Origin of the sequence: Streptomyces sp. NPDC085937 (assembly GCF_044540535.1) — a bacterium.
Taxonomy (GTDB): Bacteria; Actinomycetota; Actinomycetes; order Streptomycetales; family Streptomycetaceae; genus Streptomyces.
The window spans coordinates 23669-40395 of record NZ_JBITSH010000023.1 but is presented as its reverse complement, the minus strand read 5'-3'; the positions used below and the strand labels follow the sequence as shown (position 1 = coordinate 40395).

Sequence of the window (16727 nt, the reverse complement as noted above, 5' to 3'; positions counted from 1 at the left end):
ACGACATGGCACGTGGCAAGCTCCGGATCTACCTCGGCGCCGCACCCGGCGTCGGCAAGACCTACGCGATGCTGTCGGAGGCGCACCGCCGTACCGAGCGCGGCACCGACTGCGTGGTCGCCTTCGTCGAGCACCACGGCAGGCCGCGCACCGAGGTGATGCTGCACGGCCTGGAACAGGTGCCCCGCCAGGACATCGCCTACCGGGGCAGCACCTTCACCGAGATGGACGTGGACGCCGTTCTGCTGCGCGCCCCGGCCGTGGCCCTGGTCGACGAGCTGGCCCACACCAACGTGCCGGGCTCCCGCAACGCCAAGCGCTGGCAGGACGTCGAGGAACTGCTCGCCGCCGGCATCGACGTGGTGTCGACCGTCAACATCCAGCACCTGGAGTCGCTGGGCGACGTGGTCGAGTCGATCACGGGAGTGCGCCAGCGTGAAACCGTCCCCGACGAGGTCGTCCGGCGCGCCGACCAGATAGAGCTGGTCGACATGTCGCCGCAGGCGCTGCGCCGCCGGATGGCGCACGGCAACATCTACACGCCGGGCAAGGTCGACGCGGCCCTGTCCAACTACTTCCGCCCCGGCAACCTCACCGCCTTGCGCGAACTCGCCCTCCTCTGGGTGGCCGACCGGGTCGACGCCTACCTGACCGCATACCGCAGCGAACATCACGTCTCGGCCATCTGGGGCTCCCGGGAACGGATCGTCGTCGGCCTGACCGGCGGCCCGGAGGGACACACCCTGATCCGGCGGGCCGTGCGGCTGGCCGGGAAGGGCGCCGGCGGCCAGGTCATGGCCGTCTACATATCCCGCAGCGACGGACTCACCGCAGCCTCCCCGAAGGAACTGGCCGTCCAACGCACCCTGGTCGAGGACCTCGGCGGCACCTTCCACCACGTCGTCGGGGACGACATACCGGCCGCCCTCCTCGACTTCGCCCGAGGCGTGAACGCCACGCAGCTCGTCCTCGGCGCCTCCCGGCGCAAGAGCTGGCAGTACGTCCTCGGGCCGGGCGTCGGCGCCACGGTCGCCCGCGAGTCCGGCCCCGACCTCGACGTCCACCTCGTCACGCACGACGAGATGGGCAAGGGCCGCGGACTGCCGGTGGCACGCCGAGCCCATCTGGGGCGACCCCGGGTACTCGGTGCCTGGCTGGTCGGCGTGCTCGGCCCCGTCCTGCTCACCCTTCTCCTCACCGGCGCCGCACCCGACGCCGGCCTCGCCAACGACATGCTGCTGCTCCTGACGCTGACGGTGGCGGCGGCCCTGCTGGGCGGGCTCTGGCCGGCTCTGGCCTCCGCGGTAGCCGGTTCGCTGCTGCTCAACTGGTACTTCACCCCGCCCCTACGCACCCTGACCGTCGCCGACCCCGAGAACATCCTCGCCATCCTGGTCTTCGTCGGGGTGGCCGTGTCCGTGGCGTCCGTGGTGGACCTCGCGGCACGCCGCACCCACCAGGCCGCCCGGCTGCGTGCCGAGTCGGAGATCCTCTCCTTTCTCGCGGGCAGCGTCCTGCGCGGCGAGACGAGTCTCGACGAGCTGCTGCAACGGGTCCGCGAGACCTTCGGCATGGAGTCGGTGGCGCTGCTGGAGCGGGAGAGCGACGTGGCGCCCTGGACCTGCGCCGGCAGCGTCGGCCCACGCCCCTGCGCCACACCCGACCAGGCGGACGTCGACGTGCCGGTCGGCGACCACATGGCCCTGGCCTTGTCCGGCCGTGTCCTGCCGGCCGAGGACCGCCGGGTGCTGGCCGCCTTCGCCGCCCAGGCGGCGGTGGCCGTGGACCGCCGGCGCCTGCGGCAGGAGGCCGACCGGGCCAAGCAGCTCGCCGAGGGCAACCGCATACGCACCGCCCTCCTCGCGGCCGTCAGCCATGACCTGCGCACCCCACTGGCCGGCATCAAGGCCGCCGTCACCTCGCTGCGTTCCGACGACGTCGCATGGTCCGAGGCGGACGAGGCGGAACTGCTGCAAGCCATCGAGGAGGGTGCCGACCGCCTCGATCACCTGGTCGGCAATCTGCTCGACATGTCCCGTCTGCAGACCGGCACCGTCGTCCCGATCATCCGGGAGACGGACCTGGACGAGGTCATCCCCATAGCCCTCGGCGGCGTCCCCGAGGACAGCGTGGAGTTGGACGTCCCGGAGTCCCTGCCCATGGTGGACGTCGACCGCGGCCTGCTGGAACGCTCGGTCGCCAACGTCGTCGAGAACGCGGTGAAGTACGCCCCGGCGGGGGAGCGCGTCCTGGTCGCCGCCAGTGCCATGGCCGACCGGGTGGAGGTCCGGGTCGTCGACCGCGGCCCCGGAGTCGCGGACGAGAACAAGACCCGGATCTTCGAACCCTTCCAGCGCTGCGGCGACACCCCTCGCGGCAACGGTGTCGGCCTCGGCCTGGCGGTCGCACGCGGCTTCGCCGAGGCCATGGGCGGCAGCCTGCACGCCGAGGACACACCAGGTGGGGGCCTGACCATGGTCCTCGCCCTGCCGACGGCATCACAGCGACGTGCTCAACAGCCGGGCCTGTCGCAGACGCCGACCTGAACGGAGCCGGTTGTCGCGGCCGTCTTGATCAGGGCGCGTCGACCAGGGTCCGGCCGTCGGTGACGACAGAGGTGGCGAAGGCGCTCGCGTAGTTGGACTGCACGCGGGAGCGTTCGGTGGCGTTGGGGACGGCGTTGGTGCAGGCGGTGCCGGCGCTGGAGCCGGACATCAGCTGGGAGCAGGGACCGGGCTTGGTGTCCCGCAGACCGAGGCTGTGCCCCAGTTCGTGGGCGGCGATCCGGGTCTTGTTGTAACCGTCGCTCACGGCCTGACTGCCGAGTTCGACGCGGACCTGACGGCCGGGACGGACGGGGCCGAGGGTGGCCTGCGGCCAGCCCGTCGTCGCGACGATCACGATCTCGGCGGCGCCGCCAGGTGCCGCTTCCACCAGCCTCACGTTGCTGACGTTGGCGTTCCACGAGGCGACCCCGGCGGCGATGGCGGCTTCCCAGCCCGCGGCACGACTGTCGTCGTAGCGGAGGGTCACCACCGCTGCCTGGGCGTCGGGTTGTTCGACGGCGGGGGCGGCCGACGCGGCGCCCGCCGTCGCGAGGACGAGCGCGGTCGCGGACGTGCCTGCCTTGATCCATGTGGCGAGGGGCATTGCTGCTCCTGTTCCGTGGGGAGAGTCCGGCCCCGGCGGCGCCGGGTGCGCGAAGGAGCGGCTGAGCTGTCCGGTGGGGCCGGACGCAGGGTCGACCACCCCTCCAGGGCCATGCGATCGTACGCCGAGCAACCTTGATCAGTCATGTACCTGTCATATCAATTTCGCGCCATGTTCGGTGACGTGCGCGGCGACGTGACCCACCGTTGCACCGGCCTGCCGCTCGGGGCACGCCAGTGCGTGCGGGTCGCCCTTGTGCATGCGTCTTGGTCCTGACCGGTCGGAACCGCAGAAGCACGGGCGCGTATCCGTCAGACGTCCCGCATCCTGGTCCACCACCACCAGCCGCCCGTCGTCACCTCGCTCAGGGCGGGATCCGGCAAGGTCCGGTGCTCGAGCTCCGCGTCTATGCGTGTGAGCAGCCGCGCCAAGTCCCTTCGTGCTCCGGTAGGAAGGTGCCGCATTGCCCACTCGAGATCGTCACGAGCATCTGCCAGTCCCGGAGAGTCGAACACGGAGGCGTCCAGGTAGCGTCCGGGCTGCCGGAAAGCCCACTCGGCGTTCAGAAGCGCGTGGGCAACCGCGTTGGGCCACATGTGCTGGTGTTCCACCCGGCGGATCGCTGCACGGGTTCGCGCGGAGACACCGCGCACCTTCAGGACCGGATACTGCCACTGTGGCCGCCACCGCTGCGCACGGAGGGCCGCGGGACGCCTACGCGGCATCGCCCTTTCGCATCAGCATGCGACCATCTTGCCACGGCTGAGCAGCACTTGCTGTGCAGCTGCCTGGAAGTGGGGCTACGACGAGCCCCCAGGCACTCACTCTCCCGCCGGCCGAGGCCGTCAGCTGACTGCCGTAGCCACCAAGTCCCGCGACGGCTGCCCCGGCAAGCCTTGATGAGACGGACAGCGGCAGCGTCATGTGTCCGTATCCTCGACGCCCGAACCGAGTACCGTGCTGAGAGCTCGCAGAGCGTCATCGTAGTGTCGGCGGCCGAACTGGAACGGACCGAATGCCGCGTAGTCCCGTGTCTTGCGGTGAGGTTGCTCAAAGCCTTCCCAGGTCACGAGATCCGCTGTCGCGGTGATGCGGGCCATGAGCGGCCAGCACCCCAACTCGCCGCATTCACAACCGAGGACGGGGGTCTTCGGCCCCATCGCGTTGGTGGACAGACCGAGGAAGTGGTCCTGCATCGGGCCGAACCGGAAGAACTCCGGGATCAGACCTCCGTAGGCATCACCCGCGGGCCGCATCCCGGCCGTGATCTCGTACGCATCGATCAGCTCGGTGAGCGGCGCTCCGTCGATGCGGGCGACGACCACGATCGGACCACCGTCGCCACGGAGCCGGCAGTCGAACCGGATGTCATTGCTGACCATCCCGCGATTGTCTCAGCCGCGATGCGCCCTGTCTGTGCCGGACCCCGAGCCCGCCGCGATCGTCTTCCTTCCTGTGTCGCGGCTCAGACTCGATGTCGCCGGGTGGTCTCCTTGTATTCGTCCACTGTGGCCTTGGGAACCTGTGTGTCCGGCCCGTAGAAGCCACGGCTGAGTTTGACGCGCATGCGCTGGACAAGGGCGGTCGCGTGACGGCCGGTGTTCTGTACGGGTGCGGCAGGCAAGGGGGGGTACTGCTCGTGCGCCGTCAAGGCATGGAGACGCGCCTGGCTGAGCGGCTCGTGAACCTCGACGTACTCGCCGTTCCCGAGGCGCTTGATGACGCCGCTCTCGCGACCGTGCAGGACCGTGTCCCGGTCGCGGCGCTGCAGTCCCAGCGCCCACCGTTTGGTGATCACGAAGGCTGACAGCGGTGCGACGAACAGCCCGACGCGCACAGCCCAGGTGACGGCGTTCACGGAGACGTGCAAATGGGTGGCGATCACGTCGTTGGCCGCCCCGATCAGGGCCACCGTGTAGACGCTGACCCAGGCCACTCCCAAGGCGGTACGTACCGGCCGGTTCCGTGGGCGGTCCAGGAGATGCTGGTCGCGGTCGTCGCCCGTGACCCAGGCCTCCAGGAAGGGATAGGCCCCCATGGCGAGGAAGAGCAGCACTCCGACCAGCAGGGGAAGGAAGTTGTCCAGCGCCAGGGTATGACCCCAGAAGTCGATCTCCCAGCCGGGCATCACGCGCAGGAAGCCGTCGGCGACGCCCATGTACCAGTCGGGCTGCGACCCGGCGGACACGTGGTCAGGGCGGAAGGGGCCATAGCTCCAGATCGGATTGATCTGCGCGACGGCGGCGAGGAAGAAGATCACACCGGATACGAGGAAGAAGTATGCGCTCGCCTTGACCCCGTACACCCGCAGCGGCATACCGACGAGGTTCGAGTTGGTCCGGCCCGGCCCGGGATACTGAGTGTGCCGGTGGCGTACGGCCAGGATGAGATGCGCGACGATCAAGGCGACTATCAGCCCGGGGATGACCAGGATGTGAATGGTGTTGAAGCGGGCGATCAGGTCGTCACCGGGGAACTCACCGCCGAAAAGGAAGAACGAAAGGTACGTGCCGACCACGGGAATCGAGAGGAGCGTGCCATTCACGACCTGTAGCCCGGTCCCCGACAACAGGTCGTCAGGCAGGTCATAGCCGGTCAGACCGGCGAACATGGCCAGCACAAGCAGTAGGAATCCCACGACCCAGTTCAGCTCACGCGGCTTGCGGAACGCGCCGGTGAAGAAGACCCGCAGCATGTGCACGAAGACTGCGGCGACGAGGATCAACGCGGCCCAATGGTGTGCTTGGCGTATGAGCAGGCCGCCGCGAACGTCGAAGGAGAGGTGCAGCGTCGAGTCGAACGCCTCCGACACGAGCAGGCCCTGCAGGGGGACGTAGCTGCCCTGATAGACCACCAGGTCGGAGGAGGGGTGAAAGTACAAGCTCAGATAGACGCCGGTGAGCAGAAGGACGACGAAGCTGTAGAGGGCGATTTCCCCGAGCATGAAGGACCAGTGGTCGGGGAAGACGAGACGTCGAGCGGAGCCGACGATGCGGCGGTGACCCAGTCTGCCGTCGACCCAGTGGGCGAGTCTCTCGCCGGCACCGCTGTGCATCGGCCCGGCCGCCGGCCGGTAGTGATCGCCCATCTCTTCACCATTCATCCATGCACCAACGGCGGGTCAGCCCGACGCCACTGTCCGGCCCGGGGCCGCGGGGCCGTGGCCGGAGGCGAGGGATCCAGTCGGTTCGCAGCTGACGCCGTGGGTACGAGAGCTCAGGCGCTCCCCGCCACAGAACCCTGGGTCCGCGTCCATTCTGTGTCGCCGAGATTCACGGCGCGCGTTTCGATGCGCCGCACGAGTCGCGAGCGTGGGCGCTTCAGACGTTTCCGGATCCGCACCTGCAAGATGTTGATGCCGCTGGAGTCCAGGAACGTGACCTCGCTGAGGTCCGCCACGATCCGGGGCCGGACATCGTCCCCGACGGACAGCGCTTGACCGAGTATGTCCTTCACGTCGTGGTCGATCTCACCGGCCAGTCCCCGTTCGCGACCTTCCCAGCCGCGCCTCGTCTCCGTCCGCACGGGGCACTGTTTGGCTCCGTCCCCTTTGGACACGCGTGCAGGGCGCTGCCTACTGGTGGCGGGAGAAGCACACCCGAGCGGGAAGGGACTTGTTCGATGCCGCAGGAGAATGCCACGGGCCGGGCGCCGGACGAGCGGCCGGCGATGCCGCAGGAGGAGACAGAGATCACGCCTCCTTACCGGTTCCAGCGTCAGGAGCGCCCCGGTCTGGAGGCGGAGATGGAAGTGCGCCCGCGCTACCTGGCTCCGCACTACCGTGGCTCAGGCAAGCTCCAAGGGAAGGTCGCACTGGTCACGGGCGGCGACTCCGGTATCGGGCGTTCTGTTGCCGTGGTCTACGCCCGCGAGGGGGCCGATGTGGCCATCGTTTACCTCCCGGAGGAGGAACAGGACGCCGCAGAGACTCGCGAAGCCGTGGAGAAGGAGGGCCGCAGTTGCCTGCTGTTGCCCGGTGACCTGTGCGACTCCTCGTTCTGCGCCGAAGTGGTGGAGCGAACCGTCGCCGAACTGGGCGGCCTGAACGTCCTGGTGAGCAACGCTGCCTACCTCAACAGCCAGAACGACGTCACAGACCTGACGGCCGAAGACTTCGACCGCGTCTTCAAGACAAACGTGTACGCCTACTTCCACCTGGTCATGGCCGCGTTGCCGCACCTCTCCCACGGTGATGCGGTGATCGCCACGGCTTCCGAGGAGGCACTCAAGGGCAGCGCGATGATGATGGACTACGCGGCTTCCAAGGCAGCCATGGTCGTCTTCACCAAGTCCATCGCTTCGCATCTGGCCGCAAGGGGTATCCGGGCCAACGTCGTGTCACCCGGCCCGACCTGGACCGTGCTGAATGTGGCGGGCCAGCGCTTCCCCGACGACTACCTGACCAACCTGGGCAGTTCGGCTCCGATGGGCCGCGTCGCACAGCCGGAGGAAGTGGCTCCCGCCTACGTCTACCTGGCCTCGGACGCGGACTCCAGCTTCACGGTCGGAGAGGTGATCGCCGTCACCGGCGGCCTGACCGACACTCGCTGAGCCGACCGGAACGGCCGCGCAGCTCGAGGGCCGGCCGCGCGGGCCGTGGAACCAGCGGAACGTGTCGCACGGTCGACTCCGTGCGGTCGGGTCCGGCGAGGCGGACGTGAGAGCTGAGCGTTGCTGCTCGCAGTGCGAGAGTATGGCTCGTTCGCCTGATTCTGTCCGCAGCGGCGGCGTCCGGCTGGCGGGTGTCCGGCCCGGTCGGCAGCCACCGCACCGATGACAGAGCCGACCGACGCGCGGAATCTGGCTCTGCTCGTTGGTAAGCCCTGCTCGCTGCTACCGCTACGTCAGGCTGTCGCGTGCGTAGCGGACAGACGGACGCCTTCGCGGCAAAGGCAGCGCACAGCGTGCTGAAACTCCGGCGAAGGCGGACTTTGATGCGCGCAGGGAGCCTGTTCGCGACTGAGTGGAACGGCCGCTGGTTCGTCGGCCGCTGGAGCAGCCGAGGTGCCTGCGGCGTGCTCCGAGCCGCAGGCCGAGCGCGGCTCGCATCACGCCGCCCATCAGCCACCTGGCGTTGCCGCCGGGCGACCGAGGGCGGCAGCCCGGTGTGCCGGTCCAGCAGCTCGGACTCACCGAGGACGGCCACCGCGCCGACGCGCTCGACGATCCCGGCGACCTCGGGCTTGGCCAAACTGTGGTTCAGCGGCACGAACAGCGCGCCCAGCCTGGCCAGCGCGAAATAGCTCTCCAGTACCTCGATCAGGTCCTTGGACAGCACGGCCGCCCGGTCGCCCCGGCGGATCCCAAGTCGGCCAGGCCGTGCGCGAGTTGCAGCGTGCGGTTACGCAGTTCGGCCCACGTGACGCTGCGTTCCTCGTCCATCAGCGCGGTCCGGTCGGGTCGGCAATGGCGGTTGCGCTCCAGCAGTTGCGTCAGCCACATCACACACCGCCGCTCGCCCTGGCGGCCGTGCGCTCGGCCACGCAACGCTCTCGGTCGCCTATGGTGCGCAACTCCTCCATGTTCTCGGCGGTGATCTCAGCGCCGAGCTGCTGCTCGACCAGCAGGACGAGATGCACCAGGTCCCCGTCTCTCCGACTCGCGGTAACAGCTGTTACCATTTGGGTATGGCCAAGACGCAACTGGGTGCACGTGTGGACGAGGACGTCGCGGAACTCGCGAAGAAGCGCGCCGCCGACCTGGGCTTGAGTATCGGGGACTACCTCGCCCGGCTGGTGCAGGACGACGCCAGCGGCCTGCGCGAACGCGCGGTGGACGCCGCCGCCCGCTTCCTGGCCGAGCACCAGACGATCTTCGACGAAGCCGAAGATGCCGAGCAGTCGAGGAGCGCTCGGGGAGCGCACGCCGCCTGATGGACCTGAATATTGACGTTCCCTGGATCTTGCAGGTCGCCGAGGCCGCCGGCGTGAACGATCCGGCCCCCGAGGACTACGGCGTCCCTGTGTCGGCGGTCGCCCGCCACCGCGCCGTGCTGTTCGAGCGATCCGTCTACGACGGCCCCTACGCCAAGGCCGCTGCCCTGGTACACACCCTGGGCCGCTGCCGCTGGCTGGAACGCTCCAACATGGCCGTCGCGGCCGCCACCGGTGTCATGTACCTCGAGGCCGCCGGGATCACGGTCAAACCCACTCGGGAGAATGCCATGGACCTCAAGGACCTCCTCCTGGATTCGGCCTGCACCGCCGGGAAGATCGCTGCCCTGCTGCGGACCTGGCCCACCGCCACCTGACGAGACCCGGTGATCCACACCGCGCCCCGGTGCGGGCGCAATGCGGCAGGGCGCGCCACATGGGCGGCCGGGATGCCGGTGCCGGACGGCCGTGGGCCCCGGCCGCCTCGTAGGGCATCCGCGTCATCGGAGTGCTGTCCAGTGCGAACGACAGCGCACCCGCGCACGGAATGCTGTCTTCGCCTCCACGCGCGGTGGATCGGCACGGTCGTCCTGCGGATGCGGTCGAGGGCCGGGCGGCCGAGGCTGGGGAGGTACGGCGTTCGTGGCGGAGGAGCGAGACATGGCACAGGCAGACACCGGCGTGGAGGACGTGGACCTGCTCGTCGTCGGCGGCGGCAAGGGGGGCAAGACGCTCGCCATGGACCTGGCCCGCAGCGGCCAGCGGGTGGCCATGGTGGAGCGCGGCATGATCGGCGGCACCTGCATCAACGTGGCATGCATCCCCACCAAGACCCTGGTGACCAGTGCCAGGCTCCTCGACAGTCTGAGCCGTGCGGAACAGGTCGGTGTCCGCGCCGGCAAGCCCGTGGCCGATCTGACACTCCTCCGTGAGCACAAGGACGGCGTGGTGGCCGGCATGGTGGACCTCAACCACCGCCAGTTCCTCGACAGCGGTATGGACTTCATCCTGGGAACCGCCCGATTCACCGGTGAACGCACCGTGCGGGTCGAAGTGAACGACGGAAGCACCCGAGTCCTGCGAGGCAAGGACGTGGTGATCAACACCGGCACGACACCCGCGATGCCCGACATCCCCGGGCTCGCCGAGGCCGGTCCCCTCACCAGTGAGACGCTCCTGCACCTGGACCGCATCCCCGAACACCTCGTCGTGATCGGCGGTGGGTACGTCGGACTCGAGTTCGCCCACATGTTCGCCGCTTTCGGCAGCCGGGTCACGATGCTGCACCGCGGTGAGCGGGTGCTGCCCCGGGAGGACCCGGACGTCTCCGAGACGGTGGCAGGGTTCCTCGAGGATGCCGGCGTGCGTCTTCACACGCGCGTCACCATCACCGACGTCTCGCGCGGGCCGTCCGGTACGACCGTCCGGATGAGCGACGGAACGGAGGTGACCGGAACGGACGTGCTGGTGGCCGTCGGCCGGGAGCCGGTGACCAGGGAACTCGACCTCGACGCGGCAGGCGTACGCGCGGACGCTCGCGGTTTCGTGAAGGTCGACGACCGGCTGGCGACATCGGCGCCGCGTACGTGGGCGGTGGGCGACGTCGCAGGCAGCCCTCAATTCACGCACGTCTCCCTCGACGACTACCGCATCGTGAAGGCGAACATCGCCGGCGCCGACCGGCGGACCACGGGGCGGCTGGTGCCCTGGAACGTCTTCACGACCCCCGAACTGGCCCGGGTCGGCATGACCGAGACCGAGGCCCGGGCAGCAGGCCACGACGTGCGCGTCGCGCGCATGCCGGTCGCCGCCGTTCCACGCGCTCGCACGCTGCGGGACACCCGGGGTGTGTGGAAGGCCGTCGTCGACCGGGACAGCGACCGGATCCTGGGTGTGGCGCTGATTGGCCCGGACTCCTCGGAGGTGCTGACCGTGGTGCAGACCGCCATGCTCACGGGCGCCCCGTACACGCTGCTCAGGGACTCGATCATCGCCCATCCCACCATGGCGGAGGGGCTGAACATGCTGTTCAACGCCCTGACCGACTGATCCTGCCCGGCGCCCGGCGCCCGGCGCCCGGCGCCCGGTGTCCGGTGCGGGGTGCAGTGCCTGGTCCCGGTAGCCGTGGGCACAGTCGCCCGAGAGCGCACCGGACGGCGCGAGGCGCGCGTCGAGGGCGGCCTGGCCCTTGCCGACGGCCGAGAGGTGGCGTCTCTGGATTACTGCGACTGTGCCGTCGGGGCATGCAGACGCTGACTGAGCGGCTCGCAAACCTCGACGTACTCGCCGTTCCGGACCCGCTCAACTCGCCGTGTCCAAGGCGCAACCGCGGCGCGCTCCCGTTCGGTGACGTGCCCCAGACGAGCACCTCAATATCCGGTCCAGGCCGGTGATCTCGGCCGGGTGGTGGTCGGCCGTGCGGCCGATCCTCAAAGTTGTTGCCAGAATCGGGCCAGCGCCGATGTGGTGAGGACCTGGTCCGGATGCCCTCTTCCGGCGATACGGCCGTCCCGTAGCAGGAGGCACGCATCCGCCGTCCGTGTGACCTCGAGGTCGTGCGTGGCCTGGACGACCGTCACCCCGTCGGCGACGAGTGCCCTCAACAGTATTCCGATCCGCTCCCTCGCTTCCGGGTCCAGACCGGTGGTCGGCTCGTCGAGGAGCAGCAGGTCGGCCTCCTGTGCCAATCCCTGCGCGATGAGGACGCGTTGACGCTGTCCACCCGACAGCTCGCCCAGCTGACGTGAGGCGAGGTCCCGGATCTCGAGCCGGTCGAGGGCCGCGTCCACGGTCGCGTGATCCCGGCGGGTCAGCCGACGCCACGTGCCGCGCTCGCCCCAACGTCCCATTTCCACGGCCTGCCGGACGGTGAGCGGCAGGGTGTCGCCGACGGCTCCGCGCTGCGGTACGAACGCGGGTGGCCGGTCCCCGCCGCGATGGAGATCACCGGCTGTCGGCTGGATCACACCGGCGAGCACGCCGAGCAGGGTCGACTTGCCGCTGCCGTTCGGTCCCACGAGCACCGTCGTGGCCAACTTCGGTATCTCCGCGTTGATTTCACGGAGCACCGGGCGGCCCGGGTAGCCGGCGCACACCCCGGTGAGGGAGAGGCGAGCAGTCCGCTCCGAGGGCGAGGCGGGCGAGGGGCGGGGTTTGTTGAACATGATTGTCATTGTAGTGTTCCCGGCATGGAATGGCTGACGGCCCCCTTCGAAGTGACCTTCGTGCAACGAGCCCTGTGGGGCGGGATACTCGTGTGCGCGATCTGCGCGCTGGCGGGCACCTGGGTGGTGCTCAGAGGGATGGCCTTCCTCGGTGACGCCATGTCGCACGGGTTGCTGCCGGGGGTCGCGCTGGCCGCGCTGCTCGGCGGAAACCTGATGGTGGGGGCCGTGGCCAGCGCCGCCGTCATGACGGCCGGCGTCACCGCGCTCAGCCGCACACCGAGGCTGTCCCAGGACACCGCCATCGGCCTGCTGTTCGTGGGCATGCTCTCGCTCGGCGTGATCATCGTCTCGCGCTCGCAGTCCTTCGCGGTCGACCTGACCGGCTTCCTCTTCGGCGACGTCCTCGCCGTCCGGCAGCAGGACCTCCTCCTGCTCGCGGCGGCGTTGCTGGCGGCGCTGTCGGTGTCGGTGCTCGGCCACCGCGCCTTCCTGGCGCTGGCGTTCGACGAGCGCAAGGCCCAAACCCTCGGACTGCGGCCGCGCCTCGCCCACGCCGTGCTGCTCGGCCTGCTCGGTCTGGCGATCGTGGCCTCGTTCCACATCGTGGGAACGCTGCTCGTGCTCGGACTGCTCATCGCACCGCCGGCGGCCGCTCTGCCCTGGGTCCGCAGCGTGCGCGGGGTCATGGCACTTGCCGCCCTGCTCGGCGCCACCGCCATGTTCGGCGGGCTGCTTCTGTCCTGGCACCTGAGCACCGCCGCCGGCGCGACCGTCGCGGCCCTCGCGGTGAGCCTGTTCTTCCTCTCCCACATGCTGTCGGGCCTGCGCGGCCGCCGTGCGCGCCACGCCTTCGTCCCGGCCCCCGCAACCGAAGTCGACTGAAAGAAGTCAGAGGCGATCGCCATGACCGTCCGCAGAAACGTCACCCCGTGGGCATCGGCCACACTGGTGCTCACCGCGCTGCTCACCACGAGTTGCGGGGGAGCGGGAAGCAACACCGCGACGCCCGGGGCTGGTTCCCCCGCCGCAGCCCCACACGGGTACGTCGAGGGAGCGCGGGAAGCCGCCGAGCAGCAGTCCCGGCTCATCCTGAACGACCCCGGCACCGGCAACACCAGGATCCTCGACCTCATCACAGGCCAGGTGCACACGACGGCACAGGTGAAGGACGCCGTTCGGCTGGAGACCGACGGCAGGTTCGGCTACCTCCACACACCCGGTGGCATTCACGTACTCGACAGCGGCGTGTGGATGGTGGACCACGGCGACCACGTCCACTACTACAGCACCGCGACACGAGACGTGGGTGAGCTGCCCGCCGGCGGCCGGGCCCAGGTGCGCAGCGACGCCGCCGTCACCGCGGTGACCGACGAGGACGGGCTCACCCTCCTCTACGACCGCGGCAAGCTGGAGAAGGGGGAGATCGCATCCCCTCGGACGCTGCCGGGCACGCACACCGGCGCCGTCGTCCCGTACGAGGAGCACCTGCTCGCGTTCACGAACGAGGGCGGCGCAACGGGACTTGTCATCCTCGACCGCGAGGGGCGGCGCGTCGCCTCACCGGACGTGACGTGCGAGGAGCCTCGGGGGGACGCCGTGACCAGGCGCGGCGTGATCATCGGCTGCGCCGACGGCGCCCTGCTCGTCCGCGCACGGAACGGCGTCTTCACCGCCGAGGAGATTCCGTACGGAGAAACAGACGTCCCCACGGAGGAAAGGGCCACCGCCTTCCGCCGGCGGCCCGGCAGTGACACCCTCACCGCCGCGGCCGGAGACGAAGCCGTCTGGGTCCTCGACGTCACCGAGCGGACCTGGACACGCGTGAACACCGGACAGGCCGTCGCGGTCAACACCGCCGGAGAGGGATCCCCGCTGCTCGTCCTGGAGACCGACGGCGCTCTGCACGTCTATGACAGCGCAACCGGAGAACAGACGGCGCAGACCAAGCCGCTGCTGGCAGACGGCCGATGGGCCGGCCCCGACGGCAGCGCCCCCGTCATCGAAGTCGACCGCAGCCGCGCCTACGTCAACGATCCGGAAGGCAAGAAGGTGTTCGAGATCGACTACAACGACGGCCTGCGCATCGCGCGCTCCTTCGACCTGGACGTCAGGCCCGTCCTCATGGCGGAGACCGGACGATGAGCCGCACCCACGCGAAGCAGCGGGCGCGGGTGGGCATCGCCCGCCTGCGCAGTCTGATCGTGAGCCTGCTCGCCCTCGTCACGGCCGCCACCGCCACCGCCTGCACCACCGACGAGAACCGGCCCGACATCGTCGTCACCACCAACATCCTCGGCGACGTCGTCCGGGAGATCGTGGGTGACGAAGCCGACGTCACCGTCCTGATGAAGCCCGACGCCGACCCGCACTCCTTCGGCCTCTCGGCGGTACAGGCCGCCGAGCTGGAACAGGCCGACCTGATCGTCCACAACGGCCTGGGACTCGAGGAGAACGTACTGCGCCACGTGGACGCCGTCCGCGAGTCCGGCGTCGCCACCTTCGCGGCCGGCGAGGCGGCCGATCCTCTCACCTTCCACACCGATGGCGACAACGGTCCCGACGGCGAAGCAGGACAGCCCGACCCGCACTTCTGGACCGACCCCGACCGGGTGCGCACGGTCGCCGGCCTGATCGCCGGCCAGGTCGTCGAGCACGTCGACGGGGTGGACGCCGACACGATACGCGCCAACGCCGACCGCTATGCGAAGCAACTCACGGCCCTCACCGCTTGGATGGAGGAGTCCTTCGGCCGCGTCCCCGCCGACCGGCGGGCCCTCGTCACCAACCACCACGTCTTCGGCTACCTCGCCGACCGCTTCGGCTTCCGCGTGATCGGTGCGGTCATCCCCAGCGGCACCACGCTGGCCTCACCCAGTTCCTCCGACCTGCGCTCCCTCGCCGAGGCGATGGACAAGGCCGGCGTACGCACCGTCTTCGCCGACTCCTCCCAGCCCACACGGCTCGCGGAGGTACTGCGAACCGAGCTGGGCCCCGGGGTTCGCGTGGTCGAGCTGTACTCCGAGTCCCTGACCTCCAAGGGCGGGGGCGCCGACACCTACCTGCGGATGATGCGCGCCAACACCACCGCCATGGTCACCGGTCTGACCGGCCCCTGACCCCGCGAGCCTCCCGGCACACCGGCCATGGGCGCCGGCACCTCACACCTCCATGCCGCCGTCGGCGGTGCAGAAAGGAACACACTGATGAACAAGTCGACACGCGTCAGAGCTCTCACGGGCACGGCACTGGCCCTGGCGGTCTCCACCGTCCTGACCGCCTGCGGCGGAGAGGACACCTCCGCCGCCGGTGCCACGTCCGACGAGACCGCGAGCGCCAGGTCCCAGACGGCGGTCAAGGATCCGTTGGTCGCCACCTTCGACGGCGGTCTGTACATACTCGACGGCACGAGCCTGAAGCTCGCCGCGACCATCGACCTCCCCGGCTTCAACCGGGTCAACCCCGCGGGCGACGAGGACCACGTCGTCGTCTCCACCGACAGCGGGTTCCGCGTCCTGAACGCCACCGACCAAGCCCTCACCGACATCGAGTACCGGGGCGCCAAACCCGGCCACGTGGTCCGCCATGCAGGGCGGACCACGCTCTTCACCGACGGCACCGGAGAGGTCAACGTCTTCGACCCCGCGGCCCTGAGCCGCGGCAAGAAGCCACAAGGCCGCACCTACACCTCCGCCCAGGCACACCACGGGGTCGCCATCGAACTGGCCGACGGCAAGCTCGTGAGCACTCTGGGCACCGAGGAGCAGCGCATCGGCGCGCTGGTGCTGGACGAGGACAACAAGGAGATCGCGCGCAACGAGAACTGCCCCGGCGTTCACGGAGAGGCGGCAGCCAAGAACGAGGCCGTCGGTCTCGGTTGCGAGGACGGCATCCTGATCTACGAGAACGGGCGGTTCACCAAGATCGACGCCCCCGACGACTACGGCCGCATCGGCAACCAGGCCGGCAGCGACGTATCGCCGATCTTGCTGGGCGACTACAAGACCGACCCCGAGGCCGAGTTGGAGCGGCCCACCCGCGTTTCCCTGATCGACACCGAGAAGAAGAAGCTGCGCCTGGTCGACCTGGGCGTGAGCTACTCCTTCCGTTCGCTGGGCCGTGGTCCGCACGGTGAGGCCCTGGTCCTGGGCACTGACGGCTCCTTGCACGTCATCGACCCGGACACCGGCAGGATGGAGAAGAAGATCCCGGTCGTGGGCGAGTGGCAGGAGCCGCTGGACTGGCAGCAGGCCCGGCCCACCCTGTTCGTCCGCGGGCACGTGGCGTATGTGTCCGAGCCCGGAAAGAAGGCGCTGCACGCGGTCGACCTGGAGACGGGGAAGAAGATCAGCTCCGTCACCCTGCCGAGGAGCACCAACGAACTGTCGGGCGTCGTCGCCGGACACTGACTCGGCACCGTGTCTTCGCCGCAGCGGCCGGCCACAGGCCGGCCGCTGTGGCCGCTCTCCGCCCGACGATGCTCACCCTCTGTAACTGCGGCGCGCGCGGCGGCCCTCCCGGCAACTGGCCCGTCGCGACC

The 16727-nt window shown here is 69.5% G+C and carries 16 protein-coding genes; 9 read left to right on the top strand and 7 right to left on the bottom strand.

Going from position 1 to position 16727, the window contains the following annotated elements:
• The first annotated feature begins 5 nt into the window (after positions 1 to 5).
• On the top strand, positions 6 to 2546 hold the full coding sequence (locus ACIF8S_RS31815) for a DUF4118 domain-containing protein (RefSeq protein WP_400003829.1): 2541 nt from the start codon (positions 6 to 8) through the stop codon (positions 2544 to 2546).
• A 28-nt stretch (positions 2547 to 2574) separates the two neighbouring features.
• On the opposite strand, the gene ACIF8S_RS31810 is transcribed toward ACIF8S_RS31815, so the two are convergent.
• The 4 genes from ACIF8S_RS31810 to ACIF8S_RS31795 all read right to left on the bottom strand — a co-directional run bounded on the left by ACIF8S_RS31810 (position 2575) and on the right by ACIF8S_RS31795 (position 6675).
• Positions 2575 to 3150: a snapalysin family zinc-dependent metalloprotease gene (locus ACIF8S_RS31810; protein ID WP_400003828.1), complete on the bottom strand. Its 576-nt coding sequence runs from the start codon at positions 3148 to 3150 to the stop codon at positions 2575 to 2577.
• 920 nt (positions 3151 to 4070) lie between these two features.
• On the bottom strand, positions 4071 to 4532 hold the full coding sequence (locus ACIF8S_RS31805) for a hypothetical protein (RefSeq protein ID WP_400003827.1): 462 nt from the start codon (positions 4530 to 4532) through the stop codon (positions 4071 to 4073).
• A gap of 83 nt (positions 4533 to 4615) precedes the next feature.
• Positions 4616 to 6238, bottom strand: a complete 1623-nt coding sequence (locus ACIF8S_RS31800; protein WP_400003826.1) for a cytochrome bc complex cytochrome b subunit — start codon at positions 6236 to 6238, stop codon at positions 4616 to 4618.
• A gap of 128 nt (positions 6239 to 6366) precedes the next feature.
• The gene (locus ACIF8S_RS31795; RefSeq protein ID WP_400003824.1) at positions 6367 to 6675 is read right to left on the bottom strand and encodes an STAS domain-containing protein; all 309 of its coding nucleotides are present in this window, start codon (positions 6673 to 6675) and stop codon (positions 6367 to 6369) included.
• Positions 6676 to 6771: 96 nt separating this feature from the next.
• Here ACIF8S_RS31795 and ACIF8S_RS31790 point away from each other — a divergent pair, with 96 nt between their 5' ends.
• Positions 6772 to 7701 carry an SDR family oxidoreductase gene (locus ACIF8S_RS31790; RefSeq protein WP_400003822.1) on the top strand — a complete coding sequence of 310 codons (930 nt, stop codon included), beginning with the start codon at positions 6772 to 6774 and terminating at the stop codon, positions 7699 to 7701.
• Here ACIF8S_RS31790 and ACIF8S_RS31785 read toward each other — a convergent pair.
• Both ACIF8S_RS31785 and ACIF8S_RS31780 read right to left on the bottom strand, forming a co-directional pair.
• Positions 7673 to 8428: a hypothetical protein gene (locus tag ACIF8S_RS31785; RefSeq protein WP_400003820.1), complete on the bottom strand. Its 756-nt coding sequence runs from the start codon at positions 8426 to 8428 to the stop codon at positions 7673 to 7675. The genes ACIF8S_RS31790 and ACIF8S_RS31785 overlap by 29 nt on opposite strands.
• Before the next feature lie 163 nt (positions 8429 to 8591).
• Entirely contained in the window at positions 8592 to 8729 is a 138-nt protein-coding gene (locus tag ACIF8S_RS31780; RefSeq protein WP_349795996.1) for a hypothetical protein, read from the bottom strand.
• A gap of 48 nt (positions 8730 to 8777) precedes the next feature.
• Between ACIF8S_RS31780 and ACIF8S_RS31775 the strand changes: the two genes are divergently transcribed.
• The 3 genes from ACIF8S_RS31775 to ACIF8S_RS31765 all read left to right on the top strand — a co-directional run bounded on the left by ACIF8S_RS31775 (position 8778) and on the right by ACIF8S_RS31765 (position 11072).
• Entirely contained in the window at positions 8778 to 9023 is a 246-nt protein-coding gene (locus tag ACIF8S_RS31775; protein WP_400003818.1) for a hypothetical protein, read from the top strand.
• The gene (locus ACIF8S_RS31770) at positions 9023 to 9400 is read left to right on the top strand and encodes a fic family toxin-antitoxin system, toxin component (RefSeq protein WP_400003816.1); all 378 of its coding nucleotides are present in this window, start codon (positions 9023 to 9025) and stop codon (positions 9398 to 9400) included. The genes ACIF8S_RS31775 and ACIF8S_RS31770 overlap by 1 nt, the downstream gene beginning before the upstream one ends.
• Before the next feature lie 283 nt (positions 9401 to 9683).
• A complete protein-coding gene (locus ACIF8S_RS31765; RefSeq protein ID WP_400003815.1) occupies positions 9684 to 11072 on the top strand; it encodes a dihydrolipoyl dehydrogenase family protein in 1389 nt (462 codons plus the stop codon).
• 380 nt (positions 11073 to 11452) lie between these two features.
• On the opposite strand, the gene aztA is transcribed toward ACIF8S_RS31765, so the two are convergent.
• On the bottom strand, positions 11453 to 12196 hold the full coding sequence (gene aztA / locus ACIF8S_RS31760; RefSeq protein ID WP_400003813.1) for a zinc ABC transporter ATP-binding protein AztA: 744 nt from the start codon (positions 12194 to 12196) through the stop codon (positions 11453 to 11455).
• 15 nt (positions 12197 to 12211) lie between these two features.
• Here aztA and aztB point away from each other — a divergent pair, with 15 nt between their 5' ends.
• The 4 genes from aztB to aztD all read left to right on the top strand — a co-directional run bounded on the left by aztB (position 12212) and on the right by aztD (position 16596).
• The gene (aztB, locus tag ACIF8S_RS31755) at positions 12212 to 13072 is read left to right on the top strand and encodes a zinc ABC transporter permease AztB (RefSeq protein WP_400003811.1); all 861 of its coding nucleotides are present in this window, start codon (positions 12212 to 12214) and stop codon (positions 13070 to 13072) included.
• A gap of 21 nt (positions 13073 to 13093) precedes the next feature.
• On the top strand, positions 13094 to 14332 hold the full coding sequence (locus ACIF8S_RS31750) for a hypothetical protein (RefSeq protein WP_400003809.1): 1239 nt from the start codon (positions 13094 to 13096) through the stop codon (positions 14330 to 14332).
• Positions 14329 to 15306, top strand: coding sequence for a zinc ABC transporter substrate-binding protein AztC (gene aztC / locus ACIF8S_RS31745; RefSeq protein WP_400003807.1), 978 nt, complete (start codon positions 14329 to 14331; stop codon positions 15304 to 15306). Before ACIF8S_RS31750 ends, aztC begins: the two co-directional genes overlap by 4 nt.
• Positions 15307 to 15393: 87 nt before the next feature.
• Positions 15394 to 16596 (top strand): zinc metallochaperone AztD, encoded by a 1203-nt coding sequence (gene aztD / locus ACIF8S_RS31740; protein ID WP_400003805.1) that lies wholly within the window; start codon positions 15394 to 15396, stop codon positions 16594 to 16596.
• The last annotated feature ends 131 nt before the right edge of the window (positions 16597 to 16727 follow it).